Origin of the sequence: Candidatus Poriferisodalis multihospitum (assembly GCF_028283155.1) — a bacterium.
In the GTDB taxonomy this organism is placed as follows: Bacteria; Actinomycetota; Acidimicrobiia; order Acidimicrobiales; family Poriferisodalaceae; genus Poriferisodalis; species Poriferisodalis multihospitum.
In genome coordinates this window covers 13,056-28,165 of sequence record NZ_JAPYOK010000040.1, presented here as the reverse complement: position 1 = coordinate 28,165, position 15,110 = coordinate 13,056, and the positions used below count along the sequence as shown (strand labels likewise).

At 66.3% G+C, this 15,110-nt stretch carries 15 protein-coding genes; all 15 read left to right on the top strand.

The features are described 5' to 3' along the window. The first annotated feature begins 7 nt into the window (after nt 1-7). A complete protein-coding gene (nuoK, locus tag VI480_RS03295; protein WP_416246633.1) occupies nt 8-274 on the top strand; it encodes an NADH-quinone oxidoreductase subunit NuoK in 267 nt (88 codons plus the stop codon). 4 nt (nt 275-278) lie between these two features. Continuing rightward, nucleotides 279-2,174, top strand: a complete 1,896-nt coding sequence (nuoL, locus tag VI480_RS03290) for an NADH-quinone oxidoreductase subunit L (RefSeq protein WP_323671388.1) — start codon at nt 279-281, stop codon at nt 2,172-2,174. A gap of 2 nt (nt 2,175-2,176) precedes the next feature. After that, a complete protein-coding gene (locus tag VI480_RS03285; protein ID WP_323671387.1) occupies nt 2,177-3,769 on the top strand; it encodes an NADH-quinone oxidoreductase subunit M in 1,593 nt (530 codons plus the stop codon). Continuing rightward, nucleotides 3,769-5,346: an NADH-quinone oxidoreductase subunit N gene (locus VI480_RS03280; RefSeq protein ID WP_323671386.1), complete on the top strand. Its 1,578-nt coding sequence runs from the start codon at nt 3,769-3,771 to the stop codon at nt 5,344-5,346. Before VI480_RS03285 ends, VI480_RS03280 begins: the two co-directional genes overlap by 1 nt. A gap of 114 nt (nt 5,347-5,460) precedes the next feature. Next, complete coding sequence (locus VI480_RS03275; RefSeq protein ID WP_323671385.1) at nt 5,461-6,009, top strand: hypothetical protein; 549 nt, start codon at nt 5,461-5,463, stop codon at nt 6,007-6,009. 159 nt (nt 6,010-6,168) lie between these two features. Next, nucleotides 6,169-6,474 carry an NADH-quinone oxidoreductase subunit A gene (locus VI480_RS03270; protein WP_416246632.1) on the top strand — a complete coding sequence of 102 codons (306 nt, stop codon included), beginning with the start codon at nt 6,169-6,171 and terminating at the stop codon, nt 6,472-6,474. Between the two features lie 20 nt (nt 6,475-6,494). Then, nucleotides 6,495-7,130 carry an NADH-quinone oxidoreductase subunit NuoB gene (gene nuoB, locus VI480_RS03265; protein ID WP_323671383.1) on the top strand — a complete coding sequence of 212 codons (636 nt, stop codon included), beginning with the start codon at nt 6,495-6,497 and terminating at the stop codon, nt 7,128-7,130. Between the two features lie 2 nt (nt 7,131-7,132). Beyond that, nucleotides 7,133-7,882, top strand: coding sequence for an NADH-quinone oxidoreductase subunit C (locus VI480_RS03260; RefSeq protein ID WP_323671382.1), 750 nt, complete (start codon nt 7,133-7,135; stop codon nt 7,880-7,882). Further along, nucleotides 7,879-9,063, top strand: coding sequence for an NADH-quinone oxidoreductase subunit D 1 (locus VI480_RS03255; protein WP_323671381.1), 1,185 nt, complete (start codon nt 7,879-7,881; stop codon nt 9,061-9,063). Before VI480_RS03260 ends, VI480_RS03255 begins: the two co-directional genes overlap by 4 nt. Then, on the top strand, nt 9,060-10,088 hold the full coding sequence (gene nuoH, locus VI480_RS03250; RefSeq protein ID WP_323671380.1) for an NADH-quinone oxidoreductase subunit NuoH: 1,029 nt from the start codon (nt 9,060-9,062) through the stop codon (nt 10,086-10,088). Before VI480_RS03255 ends, nuoH begins: the two co-directional genes overlap by 4 nt. A gap of 63 nt (nt 10,089-10,151) precedes the next feature. Further along, on the top strand, nt 10,152-10,772 hold the full coding sequence (locus tag VI480_RS03245; RefSeq protein ID WP_323671379.1) for an NADH-quinone oxidoreductase subunit I: 621 nt from the start codon (nt 10,152-10,154) through the stop codon (nt 10,770-10,772). Between the two features lie 8 nt (nt 10,773-10,780). Beyond that, nucleotides 10,781-11,275 carry an NADH-quinone oxidoreductase subunit J gene (locus VI480_RS03240; RefSeq protein ID WP_323671378.1) on the top strand — a complete coding sequence of 165 codons (495 nt, stop codon included), beginning with the start codon at nt 10,781-10,783 and terminating at the stop codon, nt 11,273-11,275. Between the two features lie 92 nt (nt 11,276-11,367). Continuing rightward, nucleotides 11,368-11,667 carry an NADH-quinone oxidoreductase subunit NuoK gene (gene nuoK, locus VI480_RS03235; protein WP_323671377.1) on the top strand — a complete coding sequence of 100 codons (300 nt, stop codon included), beginning with the start codon at nt 11,368-11,370 and terminating at the stop codon, nt 11,665-11,667. A 10-nt stretch (nt 11,668-11,677) separates the two neighbouring features. Next, nucleotides 11,678-13,546, top strand: a complete 1,869-nt coding sequence (locus tag VI480_RS03230) for an NADH-quinone oxidoreductase subunit L (RefSeq protein WP_323671376.1) — start codon at nt 11,678-11,680, stop codon at nt 13,544-13,546. Beyond that, a complete protein-coding gene (locus tag VI480_RS03225; protein WP_323671375.1) occupies nt 13,546-15,108 on the top strand; it encodes an NADH-quinone oxidoreductase subunit M in 1,563 nt (520 codons plus the stop codon). The genes VI480_RS03230 and VI480_RS03225 overlap by 1 nt, the downstream gene beginning before the upstream one ends. Nucleotides 15,109-15,110 lie beyond the last annotated feature (2 nt).

Below are 15,110 nucleotides of genomic sequence, written 5' to 3'. Positions count from 1 at the left end.
CGGGGCAATGCTGTTCCTCATTGGCGGCACGGGCCTGCTGGTGCGGCGCAACCCGCTGATCATGCTCATGTGCGTCGAGCTGATGCTCAACGGTGTCAATCTCAGCTTCATTGCCTTCGCCGACCGCTTCGGCGACGTGCATGGGCACACGGTGGTGCTCTTCGTCTTGGTCGTGGCGGCGGCCGAGGTGGTGGTCGGTCTCGGTCTGGTGGTGGCGGTGCTGCGCGCCTCGCCTCGTGCGACAGCGGACGATCTGTCGGCCCTGAAGGGCTGAACTCATGGTCGAACTGGTATGGCTCATTCCCGCGCTGCCCCTCGCCGGGTTCGCCGTGCTCCTGCTGGCAGGGCCCTGGCTGGGCGAACCTCGGGCCGGCTGGCTGGCCACTGCTGCCAGTGCCGGGTCGTTCCTGTTCACGCTCATCACGTTCGGCGGGCTGTTGGGACTCGACAGCACGCCTGGTGGCGCCGGCGGCCACGGCGGGCGCTGGTTCACCTCAACGCTGTTCGAGTGGATGCCGATCGGCGGCCTCGAGGTGGACGCTGCGCTGCTGGTGGACCCGCTGTCGATGACGATGGCGCTATTCGTGACCGGCGTGGGGACGCTCATCCACCTGTACTCGGTCGGCTACATGCACGGCGATCCGAAGTACTCGAAGTTCTTCCTGTACCTGAATCTGTTCCTGTTCTCGATGCTCATGCTGGTGCTGGGTGAGAACCTCGTGGTCACCTTCCTGGGCTGGGAGGGCGTCGGCACGTGCTCCTATCTGCTCATCTCGTTCTGGCACGAGCGGCCCACCGCTGCTACCGCCGGCAAGAAAGCCTTCGTCACCAACCGGATCGGCGACTTCGGCTTCATGATCGCCACGTTCCTGCTGTGGACGACGCTCGGCACGGTGTCCTACGCCGGGCTTGCGGCAGGGGCGCCGGCGCTGGCCACCGGCACGGCCACGGCTGCCTCGCTGCTGCTGCTTTTGGCGGCTGCGGGCAAGTCAGCTCAGCTGCCGCTGTACGTCTGGCTGCCCGACGCCATGGAGGGACCCACCCCGGTCTCGGCCATGGTGCACGCGGCCACGATGGTGACCGCCGGCGTGTACCTGATGGTGCGGCTCAACCCGGTGCTGGACGCATCGGATTGGGCGCTGCCCGTGATCGCCATCGTCGGTGCTGCCACGGCGCTGTTCGCGGCGCTGGCCGCGGTGGCACAGCACGATATCAAGAGGGTGCTGGCGTACTCCACCGTCAGCCAGCTCGGCTACATGTTCCTCGCCATCGGCTCGGGTGCATATGTGGCGGCGATCTTCCATGTCGTCACCCACGCGTTCTTCAAGGGCCTGCTGTTCCTGGGCTCCGGCTCGGTCATCCACGGTCTCGGCGACGAGCAGGACATGCGCCGGATGGGTGCGCTGCGAGCGGTCATGCCCGTCACCGCCGCCACTTTCATCGTGGGGTGGCTGGCGATTGCCGGCGTGCCGCCGCTGTCGGGTTTCTGGTCGAAAGACGAGATCCTGCTGGCAGCGTGGGAGCAGCACTGGCTGCTGTGGGCAGTCGGGCTTGTCACAGCACTGCTGACCGCCTACTACATGAGCCGCCAGACCTTCCTGGTGTTCTTCGGCGGCCAGCGCTGGGACGACGGCGCCCACCCGCACGAGTCGCCCGCCACGATGACCCTGCCGCTGGTGCTGCTGGCCGGTGCGGCGGCCATCGGCGGCATCATGAATCTGCCGCTGGTGGGCGACTGGCTGGTGCTTGAGCACTTCCTGGATCCGGTGCTGGCGCACCCGCATCACTTCACGTCAGGCACCGGCACCAAGCTGGGGCTGGCGCTGGTTGCCGTCGTGGCGGCACTCGGGGGCATCGCGTTCGCGATCCGGGCGTGGCTGCAGGCGCGCATCCCCACCGACAAGCTCGAGCCGGCGCTGCTCGAGAACGTCTTCTACGTGGACTCGACCATCTCGAACTTCGTCGGCGGCCCCGGCACCAAGGCGTTCGAGGCCGCAGCCACGGCTGACCGGCGCTTCGTCGACGGTGCCGTCAACGGCGTCGCGCGGCTGGTGCGCATGCTCGGCGAGGCGGTGCGGCCGCTGCAGTCGGGCTACCTGCGGCACTACGCATCGGGCGTTGCCGTCGGTGCGATCATCCTCGTCGTCTGGCTCGCGCTGCGGGGCGTGTCCTAGCCATGGGCTCCCTGCTTGCCGCTTCGGGCTCGGGAAGCGACTTCCCGCTGCTGAATGCGCTGATCCTCGTGCCCGTGGCAGGTGCGCTGATCGTCGCTCTGCTGCCGCGCAGTCGCCCCGATCTGGCTCGCCCGCTCGGCACGCTGTTCGCCGCCATCGGCGGTGCGCTGGCGCTGGCCTTGGCGTGGCAGTTCGACGCTGCCGATGCCGGCTTTCAGTTCGTCAGCCAGCAGTCCTGGATACCAGCGCTCGGCATCTCATGGCACGTCGGCGTCGACGGCATTTCGCTGTGGCTGGTGGTGCTGACCAGCGTGGTGGTGCCGATCGTGCTGGCCGGCGTCGACCCGCACCACGATCCCAAGCCCTACACGGCATGGATGCTGCTGCTGCAGGCCGGTTCGGTGGGCGCGTTCGTCGCTCTCGACCTGTTCCTGTTCTTCGTGATGTTCGAAGTGGTGCTGGTGCCCATGTACTTCCTCATCGCGGGCTGGGGCTACGAGGGACGCCGCTACGCCGCCACCAAGTTCTTCATCTACACGATGGCGGGCTCGGCGCTGCTGCTCGTGGCGATCGTGGCGACGGCGGTGCTCGGCTCACCCGACAGCGGCATCACGTTCGACCTTCAGACACTCGCAGAAGGGCAGCTGCTGGGCGAGAACACCGCGCGGCTCTGCTTTGTGGCATTTGCGATCGCCTTCTTGGTGAAAGTGCCCGTGGTGCCGCTGCACACCTGGCTGCCCGATGCGCACACCGAAGCTCCCACGGCGGGCTCGGTGGTGCTGGCAGCTGTGCTGCTGAAGCTGGGCACCTACGGCCTGCTGCGGTTCGGCCTGTACCTGTTCCCCGAGGCGTCCGACTGGGCTGCGCCCGTGCTGGTGACCGTCGGCGTGGTGGGCGTCATCTGGGGCGCGATTACTGCGGCCATGCAGCGCGACCTGAAGCGGCTCGTGGCGTATTCCTCGGTGGCGCACATGGGCTTCATCGTGCTCGGCATCTTTGCCTTCACCGCGCAGGCCGTGGGCGGCGGCGTGATCCAGATGGTCAACCATGGCATCAGCACCGGTGCCTTGTTCCTGCTGGTGGGGATGCTGTACGAACGCCGGAACACGCGCCAGATCGACGAGCTCGCTGGCATCCAGTCGGCGGCACCGGTCTATGCCGGGGTGTTCACGCTGATCATGCTGTCGTCGGTGGGCGTGCCGGGCCTGAACGGGTTCGTGGGCGAGTTCCTGATCCTGATCGGCTCGTTCGACACGCGGCCGGTATGGACGATCATCGCTGCAACCGGGGTGATCCTGGCAGCGCTATACCTGCTGTGGGCCTACCAGCGGGTGTTCCACGGGCCTCCCGCGGCGGCCGACCGGCAGACAGCCGACTTGCGCCGGGGCGAGCTGCTGACGCTGGCACCGTTCGTCATCGCTGCGGTGGCGCTCGGCGTGTACCCGAAGCCCCTGCTCAACGCAGTGGAGCCGGCGGCCGACAAGCTGCTGGAGCACTTCGAGGAGTACAGCGGCTTCGAGGTGCCGGAACTGGGCGACCCCGTGGTGGTGGACCACGGCGACAGCAGCGGTGAGCACGACGAGGACGGCCACTGATGGCCCAAGTCGAGATCGCGTTCGACGCCCCGGCCGTCGACTGGTGGGTGCTCACCCCGCAGATCATCCTGGTGGGCGCTGCGCTCGGGCTGCTGCTGGCGGCCTCACTGGCGCCGCGGGCGCTGCCCGGATGGGTATCCACGATCGTCACGATCGCCACCGGTGCCGCCACCGCCATCACCGCCGCCGTGCAGTGGAACGACTGGGGATCCGCGCCACGCTCCACGTTGAAGGACGCCTTCGTGAGCGACGGCTTCAGCCTGCTGCTCACGGTGCTGGTGGGTGCCGGCGTGGTCATGACAGCGCTGGTCGCGCATTCGGCCCTCGACCGCTATGAGATGGCGCCACCGGAGTTCGCGGCGCTGCTGCTCGCCTCTGCCGCGGGTGCGGTGGTCATGGCCGGTGCGAACGACCTCATCGTGCTGTTCCTCGGTCTTGAGTCGCTGTCGATCGCGCTGTACGTGCTGATCGCACTGGCGGGACGGCGGGCGTCGGCACGCGAGTCGGCCATGAAGTACTTCGTGCTGGGGGCGTTCAGCTCGGCGTTCTTCCTCTACGGCATCGCGCTGGTGTACGGATCCACGGGCAGCACGAACCTCAGCGGGATCGGCGGCTTCCTGTTCGGTTCCATCAGGGAAACCGACTACCTGCTGCTTGCCGGCATCGCGTTGCTGCTGGTGGGCTTGGGCTTCAAGGTGGCCGCCGTCCCGTTCCATTTCTGGGCGCCCGACGTGTACGAGGGTGCGCCCAGCCCGGTCACCGGCTACCTGGCGTCGATCGCCAAGGCGGCCGGCTTCGCCGCGCTGGCGCGAGTGCTGTACGTGGCTGTCGCAGAGCAGAGCATCGCGTGGGCTCCGATCCTCATCGGGCTGGCGTTCGCGACGCTTGCTGTCGGCGCGGTCATGGCCATCTGCCAGAACGACGTGAAGCGGATGCTGGCCTACAGCTCGATCAGCCACGCAGGCTTCGTGCTTGTCGGCCTCTCCGCCGTCCCCGCGACCAGCGGACTGGTGCAATGGACCGAAGGCGGCGGCGACGCCGTGTCGTCGTCGGTCTTCTACCTGATCGTCTACTCGTTCATGGCGCTGGGCAGTTTCGCGGTGCTGTCGGTAGTCGGCGCTGAGCTCCAGTCGTCGGAACCTGATGCGAGCGCTCATGCCCTCAGCCGCTACGGCGGGCTTGCACGTCGCCGCCCCGTGCTGGCGCTGGCCTTCACTGTGCTGCTGCTGGCACAGGCCGGAGTTCCGTTCACAGCTGGCTTCTGGGCCAAGCTCGGGGTCATCCTCGCGGCAGTCGACGCCCGCGGCTACGTCCTGCCCGCAGTCGCGATGGTCACGGCAGTGGTGAGCGCCTTCGCCTACCTGCGAGTTGTATTGGCCATGTACGCCCCGGAGGGTTCGTCCGAGGACGAAGGCGGCACCCCCACCGCGCGAGCGAGCCGCCAGCGCTGGGGCAACCTGCCCCTGACATCGGTCTTCGCTATCAGCCTCGCGGTAGCAGTGACGGTCGTTGTCGGTGTATTGCCGCAAACGCTTCTCGAATGGAGCCGGGACGCCATCCTGTCGATTATCCTGTAGACGGAAGCACCGTGTCGTCGTATGTCGGTCAGCTGGATCTCCTATTCCGTTGCAATGACGACTGCTAGACGATCTCTGGCCGTGTTGGCCCTGGTTGCGCTGCCCTTGACGTTGATGGCAGTTGCAGCGAGTCCGGTCGGGGCGCATCCCCTGGAGCATTGCTTCTTCGGCTGGACCGAGATCGACGGCGTTGCCGTCGAAGGAAGCCCTGAGGATCCCCGCCACATCTGCCGCGACGAGTACCACTATCACCTGTGGCGCAACATCATCATTGGCGCCGCCACAGTGAGCGCGATCTACCCGCTGCTGTATGCGCTGATCATGACCCCAGAGGCCCTGTGGCAGGAGAAGGCAAACCGCCGCGGGCGATGGCGTCTTATCGTGCACCCCCGCCGGCTGTGCGAGGCACTGCCGCGGCGCCACTGGCTGGCCTATTTCTGCGCATTCCTGCCTGCGTACCTCGCTGGCTACGTCGCAGCGCCTCCTTTGCTGGAGTGGGCTTTCCCGCCCGTCAGCAAAACCACGGTGACGCTCTATGTCTTCGTGTGCGGCCTCGTCACCGTCGTTGGTTGGCGCATATGGGTGCGAAAGCGGCGTCAGGGCGAACCGGCACAACCGCAACAGCCCTCAACTCCGGACAACTTGCCGATGTCGATGCAATGAGGCGAGCTGAGTGACCGCGCCTGAGGCCGTCGCCCCAACGCTTGAATCGCCCGACATGATTCGGCGCAGGGTGGCGCGAAGTCGCTAGCGTTGCGGTCCGTGTCCGACCTCTTGCGGAGCTATCTGACCGTCGCAATCTTCGGCGCAGCGGCAGTCTTGATGGCCTTCACGATGTTCGGAGTCGCACGCGTCCTGCGGCCGCAGCGACCGACGCCTCAGAAGCTCATTGCATACGAGAGCGGCGTCGATCCGGTCGGCAGCGACTGGACCCAGAGCCAGATCCGGTACTACGTGTTCGCAGTGCTGTTCGTGCTGTTCGACGTGGAGGCCGTGTTCATCTTTCCGTGGGCGACGCGGCTCGACGTGTATGCCCTGTTCGGCCTGGTCGAGATGGCGATCTTCATCTTCATCCTGGTGCTGGGCCTGTTCTACGCATGGCGCAAAGGCGTCCTGCGCTGGGTGTGAGGGGCTGAGGGAATCCCACGATGGCACTGGTCGACAAGGTCAAACTGCCCAAGCCGCTGAGCTGGCTGCTGAACTTCGGCCGGGCACGCTCGCTGTGGGTGTACCAGTGGGGCTTGGCGTGCTGCGCCATCGAGATGGGCGCCGCATTCGGTTCGCCCCGCTATGACGTGATGCGTCTGGGCGTCATTCCGTTTCCGGCCAGCCCACGCCAAGCCGATCTGGTGGTGATCTCCGGCACCGTCACCGACAAGATGGCGCCGGTCATCCGCCGCCTGTACGAGCAGATGCCCGAGCCCAAATACGTCATCTCGATGGGCTCGTGCGCCAACTGCGGCGGGCCGTACTGGGACAGCTACTCGGTGACCAAGGGCGTGGATCAGGTCATTCCGGTCGATGTGTACGTGCCCGGCTGCCCGCCGCGGCCCGAGGCGCTGCTGGAAGGCATCGTGCTGCTGCAGGAGCGCATCCAGCGCGAGGACATGCAAGAACGCTGGCGCGGCGAGCCGATCGTCGTCCCGGCCTCGCCGGGAGCATCAGGCACTGGGCCGCCCTCGGCACCATCATCGACACGTGTCCCGGCAGCGCCGGGAGCATCGAGCACAGCGCCGACCTCGGCAGGCGCGTCGGCAGTACCCGCGGGATCGGCGCAGCCGTAGTCATGGCCGACGACACCGGCGAGGACCAGGCCGACGGCGATGCGGCGCCAGGCGACGAGGCGCGTGACGCGCTCGCCGCCGAACTGTCCGAATTGCTCGGCGATGCGGTGGTCGAATCCCATGTGGAAGCGGGCCAGAACCTCTGGCTGCGCATCGACATTGAGCATTGGCATGCCGCGATGTCGGCGCTGCGCGATGCAGGCTTCGCCTACTTCGGATTCTTGTCGGCCATCGACTGGACCGATGCGCCCGAAGGCCGCTACGAGGACACCGAATTCGACGCCGCCGGCGTCGGCGAGGAAGATGACGAGGCTTCCAGCGCCACAGCCGAGGAGACAGTGCGGCGAGGCGGCGGCGAGACCCGCTTCCAATTGCTCGCGCAACTGCATTCGCCGGCCCGGCACGCCGCCGTGCTCATCAAGGCTGATGTGCCCGAGGCCGCCAGCAGCGACGGGTCCAGTGCTCCCGCATCGGTGCCGTCGATCATCGACGTCTTCGCCGGGGCCGACTGGCACGAGCGGGAGGCCCACGAGATGTTCGGCCTCGTCTTCGATGGTCATCCGAACCTGGCGCACATCTACCTGCCCACCGAGTTCGAGGGTCACCCGCTGCGCAAGGACTTCCCCCTGCTGGCACGTGCGGTCAAGCCGTGGCCCGGCGTGGTCGACATCGAAGAGATCCCGCCCGAGCTCGAAGCCCAGCTCGAGGCCGAGGTGATGGCCGCGTTCGAAGCGTCGGGAGCCGGAACGTGAGTCCCCCGCCGACGGCATCAGCGCTGCGTGAGCAGCAGGCCTACGTGGCGGCCCAAGCCGCCGACGCCCGCGTCAATGTCGAACTCGACACCGGCGACATGACGCTCAACATCGGCCCGCAGCACCCCGCCACCCACGGCACGCTGCGCATCGCCTGCCAGCTCGACGGCGAGCAGGTCATCTCCGCCGAGCCGCTGATGGGCTACATGCACCGCGGCTACGAGAAGCTCTGCGAGGTCCGCACCTACCCGCAGTGCACCACGCTGATCAACCGCATCGACTGGCTGGGCAGCTTCGCCAACGAGGTGCCGTTCATCCTGGCGGCCGAGCAGCTGATGGGCGTGGAGGCCCCGCCCCGTGCCCAGTGGATCCGCACCATCCTGTTCGAGCTGAGCCGCATCGCGAACGTGTCGCTGTTCCTGGGCGACATGGGCGTGCAGGTCGGAGCGCTCACCCCGGTGTTCTTCGCCTTCCGCGACCGCGAGCGGGTGCTCAACCAGATCGAGGAAGTCACCGGCGGCCGCTTCCACCCCAACTTCGACCGCATCGGCGGCCTCAAAGACGACATTCCCCGCGGCTGGATAGCCGAGACGCACGCTGTCATGGCCAAGATGCGCGGTTTCTGCGACGAGATGGAAGACCTGCTCATGGGCAACGAGATCTTCCAGACTCGCTGCCGCAGCGTCGGCGTGATCCCGGGTGACGTGGCGCTCAGCTACGGCCTGTCGGGCGCCAACCTCCGCGCCAGCGGGGTCGACTGGGACCTGCGCCGCGATGCCAACCCGGGCCTCGCCTGGGACCAGGTGGACTGGCGGGTCTGGACCCATCCCGACGGCGACTCGTTCGCCCGCTACTGGGTGCGCCTGCAGGAGACCCGCGAGGCCACCAAGATCGTGGACCAGCTGCTCGACGGCATCCCCTCAGGCCCGATCATGGCCAAAGTGCCGCGCATCATCAAGGTGCCGGCCGGCGAGGCGTACGTCTCCACCGAGAACCCGCTGGGCGAGATGGGCTACTACGTGGTGTCCAAGGGCGGTCTGGGCCCGTTCCGGGTGAAGATCCGCACGCCCAGCTTCAGCAACATCTCGGTGGTGCCGTGGGTGATGCGGGGCACGTACGTGCCCGACATCATCACCATCCTCGGCTCGCTGTACTTCATCCTCGGGGATATCGACCGGTGACCGACCTGCTGGGGCTGGCGTACTGGGCGGAGACCAGCATCAAGCTGGGCGTCGCGCTCATCGTCATCCCGACTGCCGCGCTCATGCTCGGCTACCTGTTCCTGCTCAAGATGATGGCGTTCATGCAGAGCCGGCTCGGCCCCCAAGACGTCGGCCCCTACGGCACGCTGCAGCTCATCGCCGACGCGGTCAAGTTCCTCCAGAAGGAAGACATCCACCCCGCCGCCGCCGACCGGCGAGTGTTCCGGGCAGCCCCCGTGGTGGTGCTGGCCTCGTCGTTCCTGCTCTTCGTGGTGCTGCCTACCGGCCCCGACGCGGTGGTGGAGAACCTCGACACGGGGATCTTCTATGCGATGGCCGTTTCGTCGCTGTCGGTGCTGGGCGTGCTGATGGCGGGCTGGGCGTCGGCCAACAAGTACGCCTTGCTCGGCGGCCTGCGTGCGGCAGGTCAGCTCATCGCATACGAGTTGCCGCTGATCCTCGCGGTCATGGGTGTGGTCATCCAGGCCGACTCGCTCAACTTGCAGCAGATCGTGCGAGCCCAGGCGGAGGGCGAGATCTTCGGCTTCGGCCTCATCGGCAACCCGTTCATCCTGACGCAGTTCGTCGGCTTTCTGATCTTCATGATCGCCGCCCAGGCCGAGCTGACCCAGACGCCGTTCGACATGCCCGTGGCCGAGACCGAGCTCGTCGGCGGCTTCCACGTGGAGTACACGGGCTTCCGCTTCCTGCTGTTCTTCATGGCCGAGGTGGCCACGGCATTCGCCTTCTCAGCGCTCGCTACCGTGATGTTCCTGGGCGGCTGGTGGATCCCGGGCTTCGACTTCGATGCCCCGGTGCTCAACGTGCTCGGCCCCGTGGTGATGCTCGTCAAGATCCTGGTGGTGGCCTTCATCATCTTCTGGATCCGCTTCACCTACCCACGCCTGCGCGAGGACCAGCTGCAGAAGTTCGCCTGGAAGGTCCTCATCCCGCTCTCGCTCGCGAACATTGTCGTGACCGGAATCTTCAAGGTGGTGCTCTAGATGCGACACCTCGCCGGACTCCATAAGGGCGTCGTGACCGGAATCTTCAAGGTGGTGCTCTAGATGCCACAGCTTCCCGGACTGCTGAAAGGCCTTGGCGTGACGGCGCGCACCGCAATGCGCACGCTGTTTCCCAAGCGGGGCATGCGCACGCTCATCCCTGCCCCGCAGCAAGGCTCGGTCACCGTGCAGTACCCGCACGAGAAGGAAGCCCCGCCCGATCGGGCACGGGGCGTGATCGCCCTGCACGAGGAGAACTGCACGGCCTGCATGCTGTGCTCGCGTTCCTGCCCCGACTGGTGCATCTACATCGAGGGCCACAAGGTGAAGGCGCCGCCCCGGCGGGCCGGCGGCGCAGTGCGCTCGGTCAATGTGGTCGACCGCTTCGACATCGACTACGCGCTGTGCATGTACTGCGGCATCTGCGTGGAGGTGTGCCCGTTCGACGCACTGTTCTGGACGCCCGAGTACGAATACTCAGAGCCGCACATCGCCGACCTGCTGCACGACCGCATCCGCCTCAGCGAGTGGATGGAAACCGTGCCCGAGTTCCTGGAGTACGAGCCCGGCTCGGAGCAGAAGGTGCGCAAGGTTCCCGAGTTCGGCGCTGATGACTTCGCGCCGGCACGCAAGCTCGGGGCAGACGACACAGCGCCGGCACGCAAGCTTGAGGCCGGGAGCTAGATCGCCCGATGGTTGCGCAGAACATCGCCTTCGGCATCATCGCGGGAATCACCGTGCTGGCTGCCATTGGCATGGTCTCGACGCGCAACATCGTGCACGCAGCGCTGTTCCTGGTGATGGTGCTGGGCGGCCTTGCGGCCAACTACGTGCTGCTGACGGCTGAGTTCATCGCCACCACGCAGGTGCTCGTCTACATCGGCGCCGTGATGGTGCTGTTCCTGTTCGGCATCATGCTGACGCGGGCCCCGATCGGGCGAATACCCCAGATGACCGGGGCCACCTGGCCGGTTGCCGCACTGTCGGCGCTGGCCCTGGGCGGCATCACCGTCTACGCCCTCATCGATCGCTTCGGCACCGATTCGCTGGCCACCGACAACACGGTCTTCCGCACGGCTGACGTGTCGGACTCGGTCTTCTCGCAGTACATCATCCCGTTCGAGGCCGTCTCGGTGCTGCTGCTGGCAGCGCTGATCGGCGCCGTCGTGCTGGCACGGCGGGACTGAGGGGCCGTGATGGACGAAACAGTGATCCGGGCCACGGCAGTGGGTTCGACGGTGCCAAGCGCCGAAGAGACAGTCGCCAGGAAGGTCGGCGCATGCTGCTGAACCAGTTCCTGCTGCTCGGTGCCGTGCTGTTCGCTGTCGGTGTCTATGGCGTGCTGGCGCGCCGCAACGCAGTCATGGTGCTGATGTCGATCGAGCTGATGCTGAACGCTGTCAACCTCAACTTCGTGGCGTTCGGACTGCAGCACGACGTGGTGTCGGGGCAGGTGTTCGCCCTGTTCATCATTGCGGTGGCAGCCGCCGAGGTGGGCGTGGGCCTGGCCATCGTGCTGTTGCTGTACCGCAACCGCAAGTCGATCGCGGTCGACGAGTTCGACCTGATGAAGGGCTGAGCGTCGGCGTATGTGGATCCTTGAGAACGCCTTTCTCATCCCGCTGATCCCGGCGATCTCCTTCGTCGTCATCCTGCTGTTCGGCCGCAGCGTCATCGGCGTCGAGCGGGTCCAGAAAGTGGGCATCACCGCGGTCGGCATCGTGTGGATCCTCTCGATGATCGCCGCGGTGTCGTGGATCACCCGGGTGGAAGACAGCACGTCATCCAAGTACGACGACGCCGAGCATGCGCTCATCGAGGTCAATGAGGGGCTGAGTGCTGCGGGCGCAGACGCCGAGCCGCTTGACGGTGCTCTCAGCGGCGCCAACGGCACCCTGCATCTGGCCGCGGGAGACGACGGCCACGCGGATGACGGGCATGGCTACGCCACCACTGAGCCGGTGATCTCCAAGGTCGGCGGCTGGTGGTCGTCGGGCCTTGAGAGCTTCGCCATCGGCACCTTGGTCGACGGCCAGACGGTGCTGCTGCTGATCGTGGTCACGTCCATCTCGCTGCTCGTGCACATCTATTCCAGCGAGTATGTGAAGGGCGACCGGCGCTTCGTCCACTACTACGCCTTCCTGAGCCTGTTCACCGCCTCGATGCTGTTCTTCGTGATGGCCCAGAACCTGGTCCAGATGATCGTGGGCTGGGAGCTGGTGGGCGTGTGCAGCTTCGTGCTGATCGGGCATTGGTGGGAGGAGCGACCGAATACCGACGCGGCCGTCAAGGCTTTCCTGACCAATCGCGTCGGCGACATCGGCCTGCTGGTCGGCGTCGCGATCCTCTTTGGCACTTTCGGCACGTTCAGCATCCACGAGATCAACACGAAGATCGGCGACGCGAGCCAGGAAGCGGCGGCCGCAGGAATGGCCAACCCGTATCACTTCGCCCTGCTGATGGCGTCGATAGCGCTCATGGCTGCGGTGTGCTCCAAATCGGGCCAGTTCCCGCTGCACACGTGGCTGCCCGACGCCATGGCCGGCCCCACGCCGGTCTCAGCGCTGATCCATGCGGCGACCATGGTCGTGGCGGGCGTGTTCATGATCGGCCGCCTCTACCCGGTCTTCTTCGAGGGCTTCTCCATCGGCACCTCCTCGATCAACCTGATGGCGTTCATCGGCGGCTTCACGGCGCTGGCCGGCGCCGGGCTGGCGTTCGCCCAGTGGGACATCAAGAAGGTGCTGGCCTACAGCACCGTCAGCCAGCTCGGCTACATGGTGATGGCGCTGGGCGTGGGTGCGTGGACTGCGGCCATGTTCCACCTGTTCACGCATGCCTTCTTCAAGGCCTGCCTGTTCCTGGGGGCCGGCTCGGTCAGCCATGCGGCCCACCACACCTTCGACATGCGCGAGATGGGCGGCCTGCGCAAGTACATGCCGCACACCTACAAGACGTTCGTGATCTCGACGCTGGCGCTAGCCGGCATCTTCCCCTTCGCCGGATTCTGGTCGAAGGACGAAATCTTGCTGGGGGCGCTCGCCGGGCAACAGAACGCGTACCCGCTCATGCTCATCTTCGGCTGCGTGGTGGCATTGCTGACCGCCGCGTACATGACCCGGGTCATCTGGTACACGTTCTGGGGCGAATACCGGGGTCACGGCCACCCGCACGAGTCGCCCAAGGTCATGACGGTGCCGCTGTGGATTCTGGCGGTCATGGCGGTGGTGGCGGGCGCCTTCAACCTGCCGACGCCGGTGCTGGAGCTCTTCGGTCTTGAAGGCCTCGCGCATCTCGTGCAGACCTACGCCGAGCCGACGCACTACCTGAATGCGATCGGGCTGTCGCATCCCGATCCGTCGCTGTGGCTGGCGCTCGTTGGCCTCGCGCTGGCGCTGGCCGGCATCGCCATAACGTTCATCTACTTCTGGCGCAACACCGGGCCGCATGGGCTCTAGTGGACGCAACTGGATTCGACGCTTGGGCGCTGACGCTCGCGGTGTTCCTGCCGGCCGTCGGCGCGCTCGTGATGATGGCGGTGCCCCGTGCGCGCGAGCTCGAGCTGAAGACCATCGCCCTCGGGGCCTCGCTGGCGTCGCTGGCGGTCGGCGTGTACCTGCTGTTCGCCTTCGACTACGGCAACGCCGGATCGCTGCAGTTCGTCGTGGAGAAGGGCTGGATCAACGCCATCGACGCCGACTACATCATGGGGCTCGACGGCCTGTCACTGCCGCTGCTGATCCTGTCGATGGTGATCATCCCGTTGTGCGTGATTTATTCGTGGGAGCACATCCCCGAGCCGGGCAACGCCAAGGCCTTCTTGATCCTGATGCTGATTTTGGCGTCGGGCATGAACGGCACCTTCGTGGCGCAGGACCTGATCCTGTTCTTCGTCTTCTTCGAGGTCGTGCTGCTGCCGATGTACTTCATGATCGGCGTATGGGGCGGCGAGAACCGCCGCTACGCCTCGCTGAAGTTCTTCTTGTTCACGCTCTTCGGCTCGGCGCTGATGATCGTCAGTTTCGTGGCGCTGTACTTCGTGGCCACCAACGACGTCGGGACAGCGCTCACCACGTTCGATATGCGCGAGCTGGCGAAAGCCGCGGGCGGCGACCTGGCCCGGGGCACCCAGGCGATCATCTTCGCCGGTTTGTTCATGGGCTTCGGCATCAAGGTGCCGATGTTCCCCTTCCACACGTGGCTGCCCGACGCGCACACCGAGGCGCCCACCGTGGGCTCGGTGATCCTGGCAGCGATCCTGCTGAAGCTCGGCACCTACGGCTTCGTGCGGATAGCGCTGCCGTTCCTGCCCGAAGGCGCTGCGGCGTGGGCGCCATGGATCGGCCTGCTGGCGGTGATCGGCATCATCTACGGCGCCTTGGGCTGCCTGGCGCAGACCGATATGAAACGCCTCATCGCGTTCAGCTCAGTGGCCCACATGGGCTTCGTGATGCTCGGCATCGCCACGCTGACCGACATCGGCATCAACGCCGCAGTGTTCGGCATGGTGGCCCACGGGATCATCACCGGGATGCTGTTCTTCCTGGCCGGTTCGGTGAAAGAGCGCTACCACACGCTCGAGATCAGCCGGCTGGGCGGCCTGCTGAAGTCGGCCCCTCGCATGGGCTGGATCCTGGCGATCTCCGCGATGGCCTCGCTGGGCCTGCCGGGCTTGGCGGGATTCTGGGGCGAGTTCCCAGCGATCCTGTCGGCCTACAACCCCGGCGCCGGTCTGTCTGAGGCGACCTTCCGCACCTACATGGTGATCGCCGCCGTGGGAACCGTGTTTGCCGCCGGTTACCTGCTGTGGCTGTTCCAGCGCAGCGCCTTCGGTGAGCCCAAGCCCGAATGGGAAGGCCACACGATCGCCGATGTGAACCGCTACGAGTGGGCGGCGTGGACGCCGCTCATCATCGCGATGGTGCTCTTCGGCTGGGTGCCCGGATTGATCTTCGGCGTGGTCGATGACGTGTCGGTGGGCATCGCAGAGAGCATCAGCGCAGCGGTGGCCGGGAGCTGACG